Origin of the sequence: Blastococcus sp. HT6-4, assembly GCF_039679125.1 — a bacterium.
GTDB classification, from domain to species: Bacteria; Actinomycetota; Actinomycetes; order Mycobacteriales; family Geodermatophilaceae; genus Blastococcus; species Blastococcus montanus.
The window spans coordinates 1,066,328-1,082,721 of sequence record NZ_CP155551.1 but is presented as its reverse complement, the minus strand read 5'-3'; the positions used below and the strand labels follow the sequence as shown (position 1 = coordinate 1,082,721).

Below are 16,394 nucleotides of genomic sequence, written 5' to 3'. Positions count from 1 at the left end.
CCCGAACGCTAGACAGCGCCACCCCTCCGGACCAGGGACAGATGTCCGGACTCCGCCCGTCTGTTCTCATACAGCTGTACGAGGAGGAGGAGCGCATGCGGGACGACCTGCAGGAACTCGTCGACGAGGTCTCCCGGGTGCTGGCCGCCCCCGCGACGCTCGAGGACGCGGACTTCACGCTGCTGGCCTTCTGCGCCCACGACGACAGCGGCGCCGATCCGATGGACGCCGTCCGCACCCGCTCGATCCTGACCCGGAGCTCGTCCCGGGACACCCGCCGCTGGTTCGAGGAGTTCGGCATCTCCTCGGCGACCCGCCCGCTGCGGACGCCGGCCGATCCGGCTGCCGGGATCCTCACCCGGCTGGTGCTGCCCGTCCGGCACGAGGGCCGCGCGCGGGGCTACCTGTGGCTGCTGGACGACGGCCGGACCGACCCCGACGACGAGGCCGACCCGGCGCTGGCCCGGGCCCTCGACCTGGCCGCGGACGCCGGCCGGCTGCTCGCCGGACGGCCCGAGGAGGACCTGGGCCGCACGCTCGCCGACGCGCTCACCGGCCGGCCCGGGGCCCGGGCGCAGGCGGCCCGCCGGCTGGCCGACCGGCTGACCGGCGACGGGGCCCAGGTGCTGGTGGCCCTGTCCCCCGCCGGCGGCGCCGTGCCCCCGGGGTGGCGGCTGCCGGCGGCGGGGACCGTGGCGGCCGTCGTCGACGGCGGCCCGGTCGCGGTGCTGGTGCCGCTCCCGGCGGACACCGACCTGCGCCCCGCCGGCGCGCTGGCCGCCGCGTCGCTGGGCTCGCTGCCGGCGGCGAGCACCGCCGGGGTGTCCGCGGTGCGCCGCGGCGCCGACGCGCTCGCCGACCAGTGGCGCGAGGCCCGGGCCGCGGTGCGGGTCGCCGCGGCGGTCGAGCGGTTCTCCCCGGTCGCGCACTGGGGCGAGCTCGGTGCGTGGCGGCTGGCCGCCGAGCTGCCGGGCCCCGACCCGGCCGTGCTCCCGCTGGTCGAGGACGCCGTGCTGGCCCGGACGGCGGAGGTGTTCCTGGACTGCGCCGGCAGCGCAGTCCGGACCGCCGACGCGCTGTGCATCCACCGGCACACGCTGTACTACCGGCTGGGCCGGATCACCGCTCTGACCGGCCTGGACCTGGCCGACGGCGACGCCCGCCTGCTGGTGCACGCCGGGCTGCGGGCCGCGCGCCTGGCCGGGCTCCTCCGGCCGCGGCTCTCCTGATCCGGCCGGGTCACCTACCCTCACAGCAATGGCTGCGGTAGAAGAGGCTGCGCACCACCACCACCGCAGCGGGGACGACGACGTGCTGCGTGTGCTCCGCACGGGCACCGCGGACGAGCACGAGACCGTCGAGCGCACGCTGGACCTGCTCGACCCCGCGCTCGACCGGACCAGGCTCGTGCAGGTGGTCACCCTCCTGCACGGCTTCTGGGTGGCGGCCGAGCGGGGGCTCGACGAGTGGGCCGGCCGCCTGCCGGTGGACGCCCGGTCCGTCGACTGGCCCCGGCGGCGCCGGGCCGAGCTGTTCGCGGTCGACCTGGCCGCCCTGGGCGCCCCCGCGTCGACCGCGGTGCCGGCGCTCCCCGCGGTCCCCGGCACCGACGACGCGCTGGGCCGGCTCTACGTCCTGGAGGGCTCCACCCTCGGCGGCACGTTCATCGACCGGCATCTCGCCGACCTCCCCGGGCTGGCCGGCGTCCGCATCCGGGCGTTCTCGCCGTACGGCCCCGACACCGGCGCGATGTGGGCCGGCTACCGCCACGTCACCCGGGCCCGCGTCGCGGCCGGAGGCGACGCCGAGCGCATCCTCGCCTCCGCGCGGGAGACCTTCCGCGCGCTGGCCGAGTGGTGCCGGCCCGCGACCCGGGTCGACGGGGCGCGGGCATGACCGGCGTCGGGCACGAGACCGGGTTCCTGCCCGTGGGCGAACCCGTCGACCTCACCAACTGCGAGCGCGAGCCGATCCACATCCCGGGGAGCATCCAGCCGCGGGGCGTGCTCATCGCCGTCAGCGACCCCGACTGGATCGTCCAGCAGGTGTCGGAGAACCTCGCCGACCTCACCGGGCTGCCCTTGCGGGAGGCCCTCGGCCGGCCGCTGGCCGACGTCCTCGGCGCGGCGGCGGCCGACGCGGTCATCCGCTCGGCCAGCGCGTTCGGTGACCTCCGCGAGCGCAACCCCGTCGAGATCACCATCGACGTCGGCGGGCAGGCGGTGCCGGTGGACGCCCTCCTGCACCGCACGCTGACCGAACCGGGCCCCGCGGTGACCGGGGACGGCGGCCCCGTCGCCGATCCCCCGGGCGCGCTGCCCGTGTCGACCCTCGTCGTCGAGCTGGAGCCCGCGCACGGGCCCCGGCCCTTCTCCTTCCCCAACACCTACCAGGCCGTGCGGGGAACGGTCGCGGAGCTCAACCGCGCGTCGTCGCTGCAGGAGCTGTACGGGATCACCGCGCGGGCGGTGCGGGAGCTCACCGGGTTCGACCGGGTGATGGTCTACCGCTACGACGCCGACTACAACGGCGAGGTGGTGGCCGAGGCGAAGGCGCCGCACCTCAACTCGTTCCTGGGCCTGCACTACCCGGCGTCGGACATCCCCGCCCAGGCGCGGGCGCTGTACGAGAAGAACTGGATCCGGCTGTTCAACGACGTCGACTACACGCCGGTCCCCCTCGAGCCGGTCGACCACCCGCTGACCGGCCGGCCCCTGGACCTCACGTACTCGTCGCTGCGCAGCGTCTCCCCCATCCACGTCGAGTACCTGAAGAACATGGGCGTGCGCGCATCCATGTCGATCTCGCTGCTGCGCGACGACAAGCTCTGGGGCCTCATCGCCTGCCACCACTACAGCGGACCGCACGCCCCGCCGTACGCCACCCGCGCGGCGGCGGAGTTCCTGGGGTCGACGCTCTCGGTCCGGCTGGTCGACCGGGTGCAGGACGACGAGTTCCACCGTGCCCTGCGGGTCCGGTCGACGCTGGCCTGGCTGACCGCCGCCACCATGGACGAGGACCGGCCGCTCACCGACACCGTCCTGGGCACCCCGAGCCTGCTGGACCTGCTGGACGCCGACGGCGTCGTGGTCAACCTCCAGGGCACCCGGGGCTGCGCCGGCACGGAGCTGCCCGCCGGGCTCGCCGACGCCATCGCGGGCTGGGCCGCGGTCCAGGGCAAGGACGTCGTGGCCACCGACGCCCTGGCCTCGGTGGCGCCACGGCTCGGCGGCCGGGCGGCGTGCGGTGTGCTGGTGCTGCCGCTCCCGGAGGGCCAGTACGTGCTCTGGTTCCGCGGCGAGGCGGTCCGGCACATCGACTGGGGCGGCGACCCGCACAACAAGGCGATCGCCGAGCGGGAGGGCGACGAGGTCCGCCTCAGCCCGCGCAAGTCGTTCGAGCGGTGGCGGGAGACCGTCCGCGGCCGGTCGGAACCGTGGTCGGCCCAGGAGATCGCCGAGGCCGGCGAGCTGCGCACCCACGTGCTCGAGGCCCTGTACGCGCGCTCGCGCAGCATCGTGCGGGCCGCCGAGACGCTGCAGCGCAGCCTGCTGTCCGACCCGCCCGAGCCCGACCACCTCGAGGTCGCGGTGCGCTACGTGCCGGCCGCACGGGAGGCCCAGGTCGGTGGCGACTGGTACGACGTGTTCCAGCAGCCCGACGGATCGACGATGCTGGTCATCGGCGACGTGGTCGGCCACGACACCGAGGCCGCCGCCACCATGGCCCAGCTGCGCGGGCTGCTGCGCGGGATCGCCTACGACAGCGCGGCCGGGCCGGCGCAGGTCCTGTCCCGGCTGGACGCCGCCATCGAGGGCCTGGACCTCGGCGCCATGGCGACGGTGCTCGTGGGCCGGCTGGAGCAGACCCCGGCCGAACGCGCCGCCGCGGTGACCCGGTTGCGCTGGGCCAGCGCCGGCCACCTGCCGCCGCTGCTGGTCGCCCCCGACGGCGTGCAGCAGCTCCTCGTCCCCGAGCGCGCCGGCCTCCTGCTGGGCGTGGACCCGGGGCGGCCGCGCAGCGAGCAGGTCACCGTGATCGAGCGCGGGTCGACCCTGCTGCTCTACACCGACGGCCTGGTCGAGCGGCGCGACCAGGTGTTCGACGACGGCGTGACCCTGCTCGGCGAGGCGCTGGCCGACCTGCGCCACCTCCCGGTGACCGCGATGTGCGACCGGCTCATCGACCGGCTGCTGCCCGACGGCGCGGAGGACGACGTCGCGCTCGTCGCCGTCCGCCTGCGGCCGCAGGACAGCTGAGCAGCCCGGTCAGTCCGGCTCGGGGGCGGTGAACCGCGGCGTCAGCCCGTCGTCGGGCTCGCCGCCCGCGGCCGGCAACGGACCCTCGTCCTCCGCCGCCCGTGTCGCGGCGACGACGTCCTGCGGCGAGCCCACCAGGTCCGTTCCGTCGCGCCGCTCCAGCGCCGCCAGCAGCCGCTCCTCGTCCGGCGCGAGGTCACCGGGGCCGAGGTGACCGCCGGGCTCTCCGGCGTCGGAACCCGACGCCATCGCGGTGTCCGGGGTGGGGTCGTCCGGTGCGTTCACGCGGTTGTTCCTCACGATCGGTCAGCGGGGGAAGTTGGGCTCGAGCCGGGGCACGATCTGCATCTCCGGCACGAAGCTCGCCGGGTGCAGGAGGAGCAGGGTGCGGATGGCCTCGGCCACCGCCGACGGCGGCATCATCAGGTGCCCGGGGATGCCCCACTGCTCCATCATCGGGGTGTCCATGGCGGCGGGGATGACGCTCTGCACCCGGCAGGGGAAGGGCCGCTCGCTGCCGTCGGGGAGCGTGGTCGCCTTCTCGCGCAGCTCCCGCTGGATGCACCGGGTGGCGTTCAGGAAGCCGGCCTTGGAGCCGTTGTAGGCGATGGCCCCGCTGCCGGAGGTGATCGCCGACAGCGAGACGACGTGCACGACGTCGGCGGTGCGGCCCTCGGGCAGGTGCTGCACCCGCTTCATGAACTCGCTGGTGAGGAAGATCGGCCCCTCGCAGTTGACGGCCTGCACCCGCTGATAGTCGGCGAGGTCGATGTCGGTGATGTAGCCCGGCCGGTCGATGCCGGCGACGTTCACCAGGACGTCGAAGGTGTCGCCGTGCCGGTCGAACAGGTCGGCGACGACGGCGCGCCGGCTCTCGTCCTGGGTGACGTCCAGGCCGAGCACCTCGCCCGAGCCGCCGGCGGCGCTCACCCGGGACAACGTCTCCTCGCTGCCCGCGGCGTCGATGTCGGCGATCACCACGTGCGCACCGGACTCGGCCAGCGCCAGGGCGGTCGCCCGCCCGAGGCCGCTCGCCCCACCGGTCACGAGCGCGACCCGACCCTTCAGCGACGCGTCCATCCAGCCCCTCCGTCGTCCGTACGTGTCCGTGCGGACAGCCTCGTCGACAATCGACGGGGCCGCAGGTCGGACGAGGGCGGACGGCGACCCGACCTCGACGTCCCGCTCGTCCCGTCGCGACCGTTGCGGCTGGTCGCTACCGGGGGGCGCCCCGTCGGCCGTGCCAGGCGTAGACCCGTGCGCGTGCACCGGACGCGCTCTCGCCCCACTCGTCCGTGACGACGTACCGATGGTGCGAGCCGTCAGCCATCACGACCTCGAACTCCTCCGGTACAGCGTCACCGAAAACGCTGCCGTCGAGCGGCCCCCCACGCGCCACTGCGTGGGGGTCGTCGTCCGAGCTGAGGGTCACCCGGCCACGCTAGGCGACGGAGCAGCCGGCCACGAGCGGCGAGCAGGAACGGGTCAGACCCGGTGCAGCCCGGCCTGCTCGATCAGCCGCGCCTGCTCCCGGCACCACGGCGACCACGCGTCGCCCTCCGTCTCCTGACGTCGGCGGAAGGCCGCCCAGTCGAGGAGCTCCCACTCCCCCACCTCGCTGGGCTCCGGCGCCGGCTCACCGGCGAACCGGCCGACGTACACCGGGCAGACCTCGTTCTCCACCACCCCGCGGAACTCGGCGCGGTACCGGTACCCGGGCAGCGCCGGGCGCACGTCGGTCACCCGCAGGCCGAGCTCGAAGTCGGCCCGCCGCGCGATCGCCGCGCCGTCGTCCTCCCCCGGACCCGGGTGCCCGCACACGGTGTTGGTCCACATGCCCGGGAAGGTCGCCTTGCCCTCGGCCCGGCGAGTGACCAGCAGGCGGCCGTCGTCGGCGAACAGGTAGGCGGAGAACGCCCGGTGCAGGGGCGTCTCCCCGTGGTGCACCTGCGGCTTGGGGAGGGTGCCGATCTCCCGCCCGTCGTCGTCGACCAGCACGATGAGCTCGAGAGGAGGCGCGGTCACCCCACCATGGTCCCCGATCGGCGCACGCACCGCCTCCCTGTGTGCGCGGAGACCGGGCGGGGCACAGTCGCCGGGTGGACAGCTACCGCCGGAACGGCCTGACCTTCGACGTCCGCGACGCCGGACCGGGCGACGGCGAGCCCGTCGTCCTCCTGCACGGCTTCCCGCAGGACTCGACCGCCTGGGACCGGGTGGCGCCCGCGCTGCACCAGCACGGCCTGCGCACCCTCGCCCCCGACCAGCGCGGCTACTCGCCCATGGCCCGCCCCCGCGGCCGGGCCCACTACCGGCTGCGCGAGACGGTCGGTGACGTCCTGGCCCTGCTGGACGCCGCCGGGCTCGACTCGGCGCACGTGGTCGGCCACGACTGGGGCGGCATCGTGGGCTGGGCGCTCGGCGCCTGGCACCCCGGCCGGGTGCGCACCCTCACGGCCCTCTCGGTGCCGCACCCGGGCGCCATGGCCCGCGCCCTGGCCACCAGCGACCAGGCGCTGCGCTCCTACTACGTGGGGCTGTTCCAGCTGCCGATCCTGCCCGAGCAGGTGCTCCTGGCCGGCGACGGCGCGGCCCTGCGCCGGCTGCTGTCCTCCGGCGGCCTCCCCGACGACGCCGTCGACCGGTACGTCCGGCGGATGCGGGAGCCGGCCGCGCTCACGGCGGCGCTCAACTGGTATCGGGCGCTGCCCTGGAGCGGCCGCGACCCCGTGGGCCGGGTGCGCGTGCCGACGCTGCACGTGTGGAGCACCGGCGACGCGTTCCTCGGCCGGGCCGCCACCGAGGACACCGCCCGCTTCGTCGACGCCCCCTACCGGCTGGAGGTCCTCGACGGCGTTCCGCACTGGATCCCCGAGCTGGCCGCCGACCGGACCGCCGAGCTGATCACCGCCCACGTCCGGGGCTGAGACCGGCGGTTGCGAGACTGCACGGCATGACGGAGACGACGTCGTCGCGGACCCGGGCCGAACGCCTCGACCGGCTGCCCTTCACCCGGGAGCACGGCCGGCTGGTCGTCGGCTCCGGGCTGGGCTGGGCGCTGGACGCCATGGACGTCGGGCTCATCTCGTTCGTGATGACGGCCCTGGTCGCGCAGTGGGGGCTGTCCAACAGCGAGGTGTCGTGGATCGGCTCGATCGGCTTCGCCGGGATGGCGATCGGCGCGACGCTCGGCGGGCTGCTCGCCGACCGGTTCGGCCGGCGCCAGGTCTTCGCCCTCACCCTGCTGGTCTTCGGGCTGGCCACCGGGGCGGCCGCGCTGTCGTGGTCGGTCGGCGCGCTGCTGGTCTTCCGGTTCCTCATCGGCCTCGGCCTGGGGGCTGAGCTCCCGGTCGCCTCCACCCTGGTCAGCGAGTTCGCGCCCGCCCGGGTGCGCGGTCGCGTGGTCGTGCTGCTCGAGGCGTTCTGGGCGGTGGGCTGGACGCTGGCCGCCCTGATCGGGTACTTCGTCGTCCCCGGCGGCGACAACGGCTGGCGGTGGGCGCTGGCCATCGGCGCCCTGCCCGCTCTGTACGCCGTCGTCGTCCGCCGGGGGCTGCCGGAGTCGGTGCGCTTCCTGGAGCTGCGGGGCCGCACCGACGAGGCCGAGGCCGCGGTGCGCCGGTTCGAGCGGGCCGCCGGTGTGCAGCCGGTCGCCTCTCCGGCGCCCGCGCCGCCGAGCGCCCCACCAGGGCCCCGCGCGCTGTGGGCGGCCGGCACGCGCAGCCGCACGGCCGCGCTGTGGATCGTCTGGTTCAGCATCAACTTCTCGTACTACGGCGCCTTCATCTGGCTGCCGACCCTGCTGTTCAACGAGGGCTTCTCGCTGGTCAGGTCGTTCGAGTACACCCTCTACATCACCCTCGCCCAGCTCCCCGGGTACGCGGTGGCGGCCTTCCTCATCGAGAAGTGGGGCCGGCGCCCCACGCTGGCGACGTTCCTGGCCGGCTCGGCCGTCGGGGCCGGGCTGTTCGCCACCGCCGACGCCGACACGGCGCTGCTGGTCACCGGCATGGTGCTGTCCTTCTTCAACCTCGGCGCGTGGGGCGCCCTCTACGCGGTGACGCCGGAGATCTACCCGACCGCCCTGCGCGCGACCGGCGCGGGGGCCGCGGCCGGGTTCGGCCGGCTGGCCTCGATCGCGGCGCCGTTGTGCGTGCCGCTGCTGGTCGACGCCGGGGGCACCGGCCTGGTGTTCGGGACCTTCGCCGCGTTCTTCGTGGTGGCGGCGCTGGCCACCTTCGGCCTTCCCGAGCGCCGCGGGGAGTCGCTCGAGACGATCGGCACCGGCGGCGGCCTCGTGCGGGTGACGCCGGACACCGGCGGCTGAGCACCCACCCACGAGTAACGCAAAGGAATCTTTGCAAAGGAGTGTTTGCGTTCTACTGTCGGCGCATGGCCGAGCGCACACCCGCGGCACCGCCTCCGCACGGGACCATCGACGTCTCCGATCCCCGAGCCCTCCGCGCCCTCGCCCACCCGCTCCGCGGTCGGCTGATGGCCGCGCTCCGCAACGACGGCCCGTCGACGGCCTCACGCCTGGCGCAGCGCCTGGGTGAGAGCAGCGGGTCGACCAGCTACCACCTGCGCCAGCTCGCCGCGTACGGGTTCGTCGAGGAGCTGCCCGACGAGGGGAACGGCCGGGACCGCTGGTGGCGGGCACCCCACCGCAGCACCCACTTCGACACGGCCGCCCTCGTCGACGACCCCGCGGGCCGGGAGGCGGTGGAGGAGATCAGCCACCGCCAGATCACCCTCCACCAGCGGCTGCTGGCCGCGCACGCCACCGAGCGCGGCGAACTGGACGACGACCGGCGCGCCGCCGTGTCGCTGAACGACTGGAGCCTGCGACTGTCCCCGGACGCCGCCCGGGAGCTCGCCGACGAGCTCAACGCCGTGCTCGCCCGCTGGCGGGACACCCGCGAGGACGCCGGACAGCCGCCGGTGCACGTGCTGCTGGACCTCTTCCCGCTGACGACCTACCCCCTGTGAGCACCCGGCTCGACGTCGCGGCCGTCCAGCGCCGCTACGTGCTCCTCACCGCGCTGCGCTGGCTGCCGCTCGGCATCACCGTGCCGGTGATCGTGCTGCTCGCGTCGGCGCGCGGCCTGAGCACCACCGAGATCGGGCTGACCGTCGCGGTGCACTCGATCGTCGCCGTCTCGCTGGAGCTGCCCACCGGCGGCCTCGCCGACGCGATCGGGCACCGGCCGGTGCTCGTGCTCTCCGCCGTGCTGGGCGCAGCCGGGCTGCTCACGATGGCCGCCGCCCAGGACGTCGTCGTCTTCGCCCTCGCCTACGGGCTGATCGGCGCCGGCCGGGCGCTGGACTCGGGGCCGCTGGAGTCCTGGTTCGTCGACGCCACCCACGCCGCCGATCCCGGCGCCGACACCACGCCCGGCCTGAGCCGCGCCGCCGCGGCCAGTGGCCTGGGGCTCACCCTCGGCGCGGTGCTCGGCGGCCTGGTCCCGGTGCTGGCCGAGGGCTCGGGGAGCGCGGTGCTCGTCATCCCGTTCCTGGTCGCGGCCGGCGTCGACGTCGTCTACCTGGTGGCGCTGGTGGCCCTGGTGACGCCGCTGCGGACCGTCGCGGCCCCGACGTCCGGCGCGACGGCGCTCCTGCGTGGTTGCCGGGACGTGCCGCGGCTGGTCCGGGAGACCGCCCGGCTCACCCGCCACGACGCGATCCTGCGCCGGCTGCTGGTCCTCTCGGCGGTGAGCGGGCTGGTGTTCTCGACGGTCGAACTGCTCGGCCCGCTGCGGTCCGCCGAGCTCGCGGGCGGGGTGACCGAGGGGACGGCCGTGTTCGGGGTGGTCATGGCGGCGTCGTTCGCGGCGGCCTCCGTCGGCTCGGTCCTCGCCGGCAGGGTGCGCCGGGCCGCCGGCGGATCGACCGCCGTCGCCACCGCGTCGGTGGCCGGACTGGCGGCGATCGTGCTCGCCGCCACGGCCGTGAGCCCGGTGCTCGCCGTCACGGCGGTCACCTTCGCGCTGTTCTACCTGGTGAACGCGGCCGGCTGGCCGCTGCGCCAGCAGCTCATGCACACCCGCGTCACCGCCCAGCACCGGGCGACGACGGTCTCCGTCGCCTCCCTGGCCCTGCAGGCCGGCGGGATCGCCGGCAGCCTGGCGGTGGCGCGGCTGGCCGATGCGACCAGCCACACCGCGGGCTTCGCCGTCGCCGTCGCCGCACTCGTGCTCGCCGCCGCGGTCTCGCTCCGGCTGCGCGAACCGGTTGGCGCGGGGACGGCCGGGTAGCGGCAGGGCATGCCGAACTTCTCCCCCGGTCATCTCGCCGGCCGCACGGTCGCCGTCACCGGAGCCAGCGGCAACGTCGGCACGGCCCTCCTGCGCCGGCTGACCGATCCGAAGGCCGGGCTGGCCGAGGTGCGCGGGCTCGCCCGGCGACGGCCGCCGTCGATCCCGCCCTACGACGGCGTCCGGTGGCACCTGGCCGACCTCGGCGAGGCGGCCAGCGAGGCGGAGCTGGCCGAGTTCGTCGACGGCGCCGACGCCGTGGTGCACCTGGCCTGGGCGCTGCAGCCGGGACGGCGCCCGGACATGCTGCGCCAGGTCAACGTCGAGGGCACCCGCCGGGTCGCCCGGGCGGCCGCGGCGGCCGGGGTCGACCAGTTCGTGCACATGAGCTCCATCGGCGCCTACGCGGCCGGCGCCCGCGGTTCCCGCGTGGCCGAGGACTGGCCCACCACCGGCATCCCGAGTTCGCAGTACAGCCGCGACAAGTCCGAGGCCGAGCGGGTGGTCCGCCAGGTGTTCGGCCGGCACCCGGACACGGCGCTCACCGTCGTCCGGCCCACGCTCGTGCTCCAGCCCGAGGCCGCCAGCGAGATCGGCCGCTACTTCCTCGGCGAACTGGTGTACGGCGCCGCCCGCATGCTGCCCGGCCCGCTCGCCCGGCTGCTGCCCCTGCCGCTGCCGGGGCTGTCGATCGCCTTCGTGCACACCGACGACGTCGCCGACGCCATCGAGCGCATGCTCGACCGGCGCGCTCCGGGCCCGTTCAACCTGGCCGCGGAGCCGCTCATGGACGCCGCCGCCCTCGCCCGCGCGCTCGGCACGTTCCGCGTACCGACGCCGGCGTCGCTGCTGCGGGCCGGCCTGCACGCCGCCTTCACCGCTCGCGTGGTGCCCACCGAGCCGGCCTGGCTCGACCTAGGCCTCCAGGCGCCGGCGCTCAACACCGCGCGGGCGCGGAAGCTGCTCGACTGGGGCCCGTTCCACACCGGCGACGACGTCCTCCGGCAGTTCGTCGCGGCGGCCGGCCGGGGGGACGGCGCACCCGGCCCCCTCCTGACCCCGTCCGGTGGGCGACCGCTCGACCCGGGCGGCGATCCGGACAACGCCCCGGGTCCGCGGGCGAACTGAGCGGTCAGCCCGGCGCGCTGCCCAGCAGCGTGCGGGTCATGGCGTTCCGCGTGTCGAGCCGGGTCGGGAGCGGCCGGTCAGGATCGGCCGGTCAGGATCGGCTGGTCCAGGCCCCCACGTCACGCCCGGTCGGGGCGAAGACGTCGGCGGCCCGCTCGGGGCGCAGCGCGACGAACAGGCCCTCGGCCTCGGCCAGCGTCGTCACCGGATCGTCCTCGGCGGCCAGCCGCGCGATCGCGGTCGTCCGGCGGCCCTCGGTGGCGCCGAGCTGCGCCGTCACCACGAGCGGGACGCCCAGGGGAACCGGCCGCCGGTAGGTGACCGTCAGCGTGGCGGTCAGCCCGCCCCGGCCAGCCGCCCGGATCGCACGGGCCAGGACGTGGTCGAGCATCGTCGCCACCACTCCCCCGTGCACCAGCCCGGGCGGCCCCTCGTGGGTCTTGCCGAGGGTCACCCGGCCGGTCGCCCGGCCGTCGGGGCTGCTGTCGGCCTCCATCGGCGGCGCCACCGGGTTGCCCGGCCCGTAGACCGGGCTGTACCAGCGCTCGCCGGTCGCGGGGTCGTCGACCGAGGCGATGTCGTGCAGCCCGCGCCCGTCGGCGCGCAGCCGGGCAGCGAGCTCCCGGGCGGCGGAGGCGACGGCGGCCAGCTCGCCGAGCGGCACCTCGGTGCGCACCGCGGCGTCGACCAGGTCGCGCAGCGCCGCACCGAGGTCGCCGACCGCGTCCCGCCGGACGTCGCGCTCCTCGACGGAGAGCTCCGGTCGGTCAGCCACGCGCCATGCCGGCCTCGCGCAGCAGCGCACCGCCGATGATCACCCGCTGCACCTCGCTGGTGCCCTCGTAGAGACGGAACAGCCGGGCGTCGCGGTAGAACCGCTCGACCGGAGTCGTCCGCAGGTAGCCCATGCCGCCGTGCACCTGCACCGCCTTGTCGACGGCGCGGCCCACCATCTCCGTGCAGAACAGCTTCGCCGACGACGGGCCGACCGAGGTGTCCTCGCCGGAGTCGTAGCGGGCGGCGACGTCCCGGACCAGGCTGCGGCCGGCCAGCACCTCGGCGTGCATGTCGGCGAGCATCGCCTGCACCAGCTGGAAACGGCCGATCGGGGCGCCGCCCTGCTTGGCGGTGGCGGCGTAGGCCACCGACTCGTCGAGCACGCGCTGGGCCATGCCGACGCAGAGGGCGGCGATGTGCAGCCGGCCGCGGGAGAGCACCGTCAGCGCCTTCGCGTAGCCGCGGCCCTCCTCGCCGATCAGCGCGTCGGCCGGCACCCGCACGTCGTCGAAGAACACCTCGCTCGTCCAGGCCCCGGCCTGACCCATCTTCTTGTCCTTGGGCCCGACGGTGACCCCCGGCGTCGTCGTCTCGACGACGAAGCTGGAGATGCCCCGGCCGCCCTTCTGCTCCGGGTCGGTCCGGGCGAAGACGACGAAGAGGTCGGCGATCGGCGCGTTGGTGATGTACCGCTTGCTGCCGTTGATGACCCAGCCGTCGCCGTCGCGGCGGGCGCTGGTGCGCAGCCCGGCGGGGTCGGAGCCGGCCTCGGCCTCGGTGAGGGCGAACGAGCCGATCAGCTCACCGGCCGAGAGGCCCGGCAGGTACTTCTTCTTCTGCTCGTCGCTGCCGAAGCGGGCGATGACCTGGCCGGAGATGCCGTTGTTGGTGCCGAAGAGCGAACGGAACGCCGGCGTCGTGTAGCCGAACTCGAACGCCAGCTCGACGTCCTCGGTCATGGTGACGCCGAGGCCACCGTGCTCCTCGGGCAGCGCGTATCCGAACAGGCCCATCTCGGCGGCCTGCGCGCGCAGGTCGTCGGGGATGCGGTCCTCGTCCTCGATCTGCTCCTCGCGGGGCACCACCGACTCGCGGATGAGCTGGCGCACGGCGTCCTTGACCTGGCGGAAGTCCTCAGCGTCCACGGGGCCATGGTGACGTGTACCTCAGCTGGCTCTCGCGCCGGGGTCCCGTCCTCCCCGCCTGCCGGCATAGGAGGCTTTACCTACGTCCCGGGGCTGCTGGACGTAGGTAGAGCTTCCTATGCCGTGCGAGGCGGGGTCAGGCCAGCGCGTCCAGGCGCGCCATGTCCTCGTCGGAGAGCGTCAGCCGCGCGGCACCGAGGTTCTCGGTGAGGTGGTCGACGGACTTCGTGCCCGGGATCGGGAGGATGACCGGCGACTTCTGCAGCAGCCAGGCCAGCGCCACCTGCGACGGGGTGGCGTCGAGCTCGCGGGCGATGTCGGCGACCGGGCTGTGCGGCGCCGCCAGGTCGCCGGTGGCGATCGGGAACCACGGGATGAAGGCGATGCCCTCGGCGGTGGCGTAGTCGAGGACGTCCTGGCTCTGCCGGTTGGTCAGGTTGTACAGGTTCTGCACGCTGACGACGTCGACGATCTCGCGGGCCGCCTTCAGCTCGTCGACCGACACCTCGGAGACCCCGATGTGCCGCACCTTGCCCTGGTCCTGCAGCTCCTTGAACGCGCCGAGCTGGTCGGCCAGCGGCACCTGCGGGTCGATGCGGTGCAGCTGCATGAGGTCGATGCGGTCGACCTTCAGGTTCCGCAGCGACAGCTCGGCCTGCTGGGTGAGGTACTCGGGCCGGCCGCACGGCGGCCACACCCCCGGGCCGGTGCGGGTCAGGCCCGCCTTGGTGGCGATGACCAGGCCGTCGGGGTACGGGAACGCGGCCTCGGCGATGATCTGCTCGCTGACCTGCGGGCCGTAGGAGTCGGCGGTGTCGATGAAGTCGACGCCCTGCTCGATCGCCGACCGCACGACGGCGAGGGCCCCGGCGCGGTCGACCGGCTCGCCCCAGACCCCGGGTCCGGTGATCTGCATGGCGCCGTAGCCGAGGCGGTGGACGGGGAGGTCGCCGCCGATGGAGAAGATGTCGGTGCGCTGCGCGGTGGTCATGCCGGTGGCCAGCGCGGCAACCCGCGCGCCTGTTCCCCGGACCGTGTTCGATGAGCCGGTGGGCGAGATCATCGGTGGGCAGGTCGGGGAGCTCGTGGTGGTGCGGCACGGGCAGACGGAGTGGAGCCGGAGCGGCCAGCACACGGGGACGACCGACCTCCCGTTGCTGCCGGACGGGGAGGAGCAGGCCCGCGCGCTGCGGGGCGTCCTCGGGGAGCGGGCGTTCGTCGAGGTCCGGGTCAGCCCGATGGTGCGGGCCCGGCGCACGGCCGAGCTGGCCGGGCTGTCGGCGACCGCCGTCGACCCCGACCTGGTGGAGATCGACTACGGCAGCTACGAGGGCCGAACCACCGCCGAGATCAGCGAGGAGCTGCAGCGGGAGTGGTCGGTGTGGCGCGACGGCACGGCCACGGCGCAGACCCCCGGCGAGGGGATGGCCGACGTCGGCCGGCGGGTGGACCGCGTGCTCGACCGCGCCCGCGCCCGGCTGGACGAGGGCGACGTCGTTCTCGTCGCGCACGGGCACGTGCTGCGGGTGCTCACGGCCCGCTGGCTGGGGCTGGCACCGGAGGCGGGGGCGCTCTTCGCGCTGCCGGCCGGGCGGTACGGGATCCTCGGCCACGAGCACGGCCGCCCGGTGCTCACCGGGTGGGCCCTCGGCTGATCCGGCGGCGTGCGCTAGACCGGCTGCCAGCGGCCCTCGGGCTCCTCGGCGGGCGTCTGCGGGCGGACGGGCCGGCCGAACAGCCAGCCCTGGCCCAGGTCGGCGCCCAGGGCTACGACCTCCTCGGCGAGCTCCTCGGTCTCGATGCCCTCCGCGACGACGACGGCCCCGAGCTGGTGCGCCAGGTCGGTGACCGCCCGGAGGACCGTGCGCGCCCCGTCGTCGGGCAGCTGCTGCACCAGCCCCTTGTCGAGCTTGACGACGTCCGGGCGGATGGCGGCCAGCAGCGACAGGCTCGACCAGCCGGAGCCGACGTCGTCCAGGGCCACCCGCCAGCCCAGCGAGCGGTAGTGCTCCAGGACCGAGACCAGGTGCCCGCGGTCGGCGATGGCGTGCGACTCCACCACCTCGAAGACCAGCTGGCGCGGGTCGACGCCGGCGTCGTGCGCGACCCGCTCGGTGCTGGCCAGGCAGACCTGCGGCCGGTAGATCGAGGTGGGGTTGAAATTGACGAACAGGTCGTCGCCGCGGAGCCAGGGCACCGCGCCGGCGATCGCGGACTCCCGGCCGATGCGGTCGAGGCGGTCCAGCCAGCCGGCCGACTCGGCGACGAAGAACAGGTCGCCACCACCCACCTCGCGGCCGTCGACCAGGCCGCGGAGCAGTGCCTCGTGCGCGACGACGGAGCGGTCGGCGAGAGAGACGATCGGCTGGTACACCGACCAGAACTCCGCCTCGGCGAGCACTCCCACCTCGACGGTGACCCCGCGCCGGGCGAGCTCCACGGCCAGGGTGGGCGCGGTCAGCAGGCGGGCGATGAGCGCGGCGCCGTCGTCGGGCGGGTCGGTGGCCACCCGCACCGCCTCGGTCTCCGCGGCGGTGAGCTCCCGGGCCAGCCGCTGGAACAGCCGCTCCAGGCCCGAGCCGCCCCGCTCGTCGACGACGTCGACGAGCTGCGGCGCGGAGTGCACGGTCAGGCCGAGGGCCTTCGCGGTCCGGGCGACGTGCGGCAGGACGTGGCCGATGGAGGTGGCCAGCAGCACCCGGGTGGCGCGGCCGGGGACCTCCCAGTTCCGGCGGCACCCACAGACACCGCCGCAGATGGTTCCCACCCTCAGAGGGTGACCCACCGACCGCGGCACGGGTGACAGGCGCGCGGCGGTATCGGAACGCACT

The 16,394-nt window shown here is 75.2% G+C and carries 16 protein-coding genes; 9 read left to right on the top strand and 7 right to left on the bottom strand.

What is annotated here, in order from left to right; all coding sequences use genetic code 11:
- Nucleotides 1–95: 95 nt before the first annotated feature.
- Genes ABDB74_RS05350 through ABDB74_RS05340 form a run of 3 tightly spaced genes read left to right on the top strand, consistent with a single transcriptional unit; the run spans nucleotide 96 to nucleotide 4,259 of the window.
- Nucleotides 96–1,229 (top strand): helix-turn-helix domain-containing protein, encoded by a 1,134-nt coding sequence (locus ABDB74_RS05350; protein WP_346622334.1) that lies wholly within the window; start codon nucleotides 96–98, stop codon nucleotides 1,227–1,229.
- 28 nt (nucleotides 1,230–1,257) lie between these two features.
- Nucleotides 1,258–1,896, top strand: coding sequence for a biliverdin-producing heme oxygenase (locus ABDB74_RS05345; RefSeq protein ID WP_346622332.1), 639 nt, complete (start codon nucleotides 1,258–1,260; stop codon nucleotides 1,894–1,896).
- Entirely contained in the window at nucleotides 1,893–4,259 is a 2,367-nt protein-coding gene (locus ABDB74_RS05340; protein WP_346622330.1) for a SpoIIE family protein phosphatase, read from the top strand. The genes ABDB74_RS05345 and ABDB74_RS05340 overlap by 4 nt, the downstream gene beginning before the upstream one ends.
- A 9-nt stretch (nucleotides 4,260–4,268) precedes the next feature.
- Here ABDB74_RS05340 and ABDB74_RS05335 read toward each other — a convergent pair whose 3' ends face one another.
- The 3 genes from ABDB74_RS05335 to idi all read right to left on the bottom strand — a co-directional run bounded on the left by ABDB74_RS05335 (nucleotide 4,269) and on the right by idi (nucleotide 6,284).
- Nucleotides 4,269–4,544: a hypothetical protein gene (locus ABDB74_RS05335; protein WP_346622328.1), complete on the bottom strand. Its 276-nt coding sequence runs from the start codon at nucleotides 4,542–4,544 to the stop codon at nucleotides 4,269–4,271.
- Nucleotides 4,545–4,565: 21 nt separating this feature from the next.
- Nucleotides 4,566–5,339 carry an SDR family oxidoreductase gene (locus tag ABDB74_RS05330; protein ID WP_346622327.1) on the bottom strand — a complete coding sequence of 258 codons (774 nt, stop codon included), beginning with the start codon at nucleotides 5,337–5,339 and terminating at the stop codon, nucleotides 4,566–4,568.
- 405 nt (nucleotides 5,340–5,744) lie between these two features.
- Nucleotides 5,745–6,284: an isopentenyl-diphosphate Delta-isomerase gene (gene idi, locus ABDB74_RS05325; protein WP_346622326.1), complete on the bottom strand. Its 540-nt coding sequence runs from the start codon at nucleotides 6,282–6,284 to the stop codon at nucleotides 5,745–5,747.
- A 74-nt stretch (nucleotides 6,285–6,358) separates the two neighbouring features.
- Here idi and ABDB74_RS05320 point away from each other — a divergent pair, with 74 nt between their 5' ends.
- The 5 genes from ABDB74_RS05320 (at nucleotide 6,359) to ABDB74_RS05300 (ending at nucleotide 11,641) form a co-directional block, all read left to right on the top strand.
- Nucleotides 6,359–7,186, top strand: coding sequence for an alpha/beta fold hydrolase (locus ABDB74_RS05320; RefSeq protein WP_346622324.1), 828 nt, complete (start codon nucleotides 6,359–6,361; stop codon nucleotides 7,184–7,186).
- 26 nt (nucleotides 7,187–7,212) lie between these two features.
- Nucleotides 7,213–8,586, top strand: a complete 1,374-nt coding sequence (locus ABDB74_RS05315; protein WP_346622322.1) for an MFS transporter — start codon at nucleotides 7,213–7,215, stop codon at nucleotides 8,584–8,586.
- Nucleotides 8,587–8,651: 65 nt separating this feature from the next.
- Nucleotides 8,652–9,248: a helix-turn-helix domain-containing protein gene (locus ABDB74_RS05310; RefSeq protein ID WP_346622320.1), complete on the top strand. Its 597-nt coding sequence runs from the start codon at nucleotides 8,652–8,654 to the stop codon at nucleotides 9,246–9,248.
- Entirely contained in the window at nucleotides 9,245–10,513 is a 1,269-nt protein-coding gene (locus tag ABDB74_RS05305) for an MFS transporter (RefSeq protein ID WP_346622318.1), read from the top strand. Before ABDB74_RS05310 ends, ABDB74_RS05305 begins: the two co-directional genes overlap by 4 nt.
- 9 nt (nucleotides 10,514–10,522) lie before the next feature.
- A complete protein-coding gene (locus tag ABDB74_RS05300) occupies nucleotides 10,523–11,641 on the top strand; it encodes an NAD-dependent epimerase/dehydratase family protein (RefSeq protein WP_346622317.1) in 1,119 nt (372 codons plus the stop codon).
- 91 nt (nucleotides 11,642–11,732) lie between these two features.
- On the opposite strand, the gene ABDB74_RS05295 is transcribed toward ABDB74_RS05300, so the two are convergent.
- The 3 genes from ABDB74_RS05295 to ABDB74_RS05285 form a co-directional block, all read right to left on the bottom strand.
- Nucleotides 11,733–12,416 (bottom strand): PaaI family thioesterase, encoded by a 684-nt coding sequence (locus tag ABDB74_RS05295; RefSeq protein WP_346622315.1) that lies wholly within the window; start codon nucleotides 12,414–12,416, stop codon nucleotides 11,733–11,735.
- Nucleotides 12,409–13,563, bottom strand: a complete 1,155-nt coding sequence (locus ABDB74_RS05290) for an acyl-CoA dehydrogenase family protein (protein WP_346622313.1) — start codon at nucleotides 13,561–13,563, stop codon at nucleotides 12,409–12,411. The genes ABDB74_RS05295 and ABDB74_RS05290 overlap by 8 nt, the downstream gene beginning before the upstream one ends.
- A gap of 136 nt (nucleotides 13,564–13,699) precedes the next feature.
- Nucleotides 13,700–14,554 (bottom strand): aldo/keto reductase, encoded by an 855-nt coding sequence (locus ABDB74_RS05285; protein ID WP_346622312.1) that lies wholly within the window; start codon nucleotides 14,552–14,554, stop codon nucleotides 13,700–13,702.
- Nucleotides 14,555–14,612: 58 nt separating this feature from the next.
- Between ABDB74_RS05285 and ABDB74_RS05280 the strand changes: the two genes are divergently transcribed.
- The gene (locus ABDB74_RS05280; RefSeq protein WP_346622311.1) at nucleotides 14,613–15,218 is read left to right on the top strand and encodes a histidine phosphatase family protein; all 606 of its coding nucleotides are present in this window, start codon (nucleotides 14,613–14,615) and stop codon (nucleotides 15,216–15,218) included.
- A gap of 14 nt (nucleotides 15,219–15,232) precedes the next feature.
- Here ABDB74_RS05280 and ABDB74_RS05275 read toward each other — a convergent pair whose 3' ends face one another.
- On the bottom strand, nucleotides 15,233–16,330 hold the full coding sequence (locus ABDB74_RS05275; protein ID WP_346622309.1) for an EAL domain-containing protein: 1,098 nt from the start codon (nucleotides 16,328–16,330) through the stop codon (nucleotides 15,233–15,235).
- Between the last annotated feature and the right edge of the window lie 64 nt (nucleotides 16,331–16,394).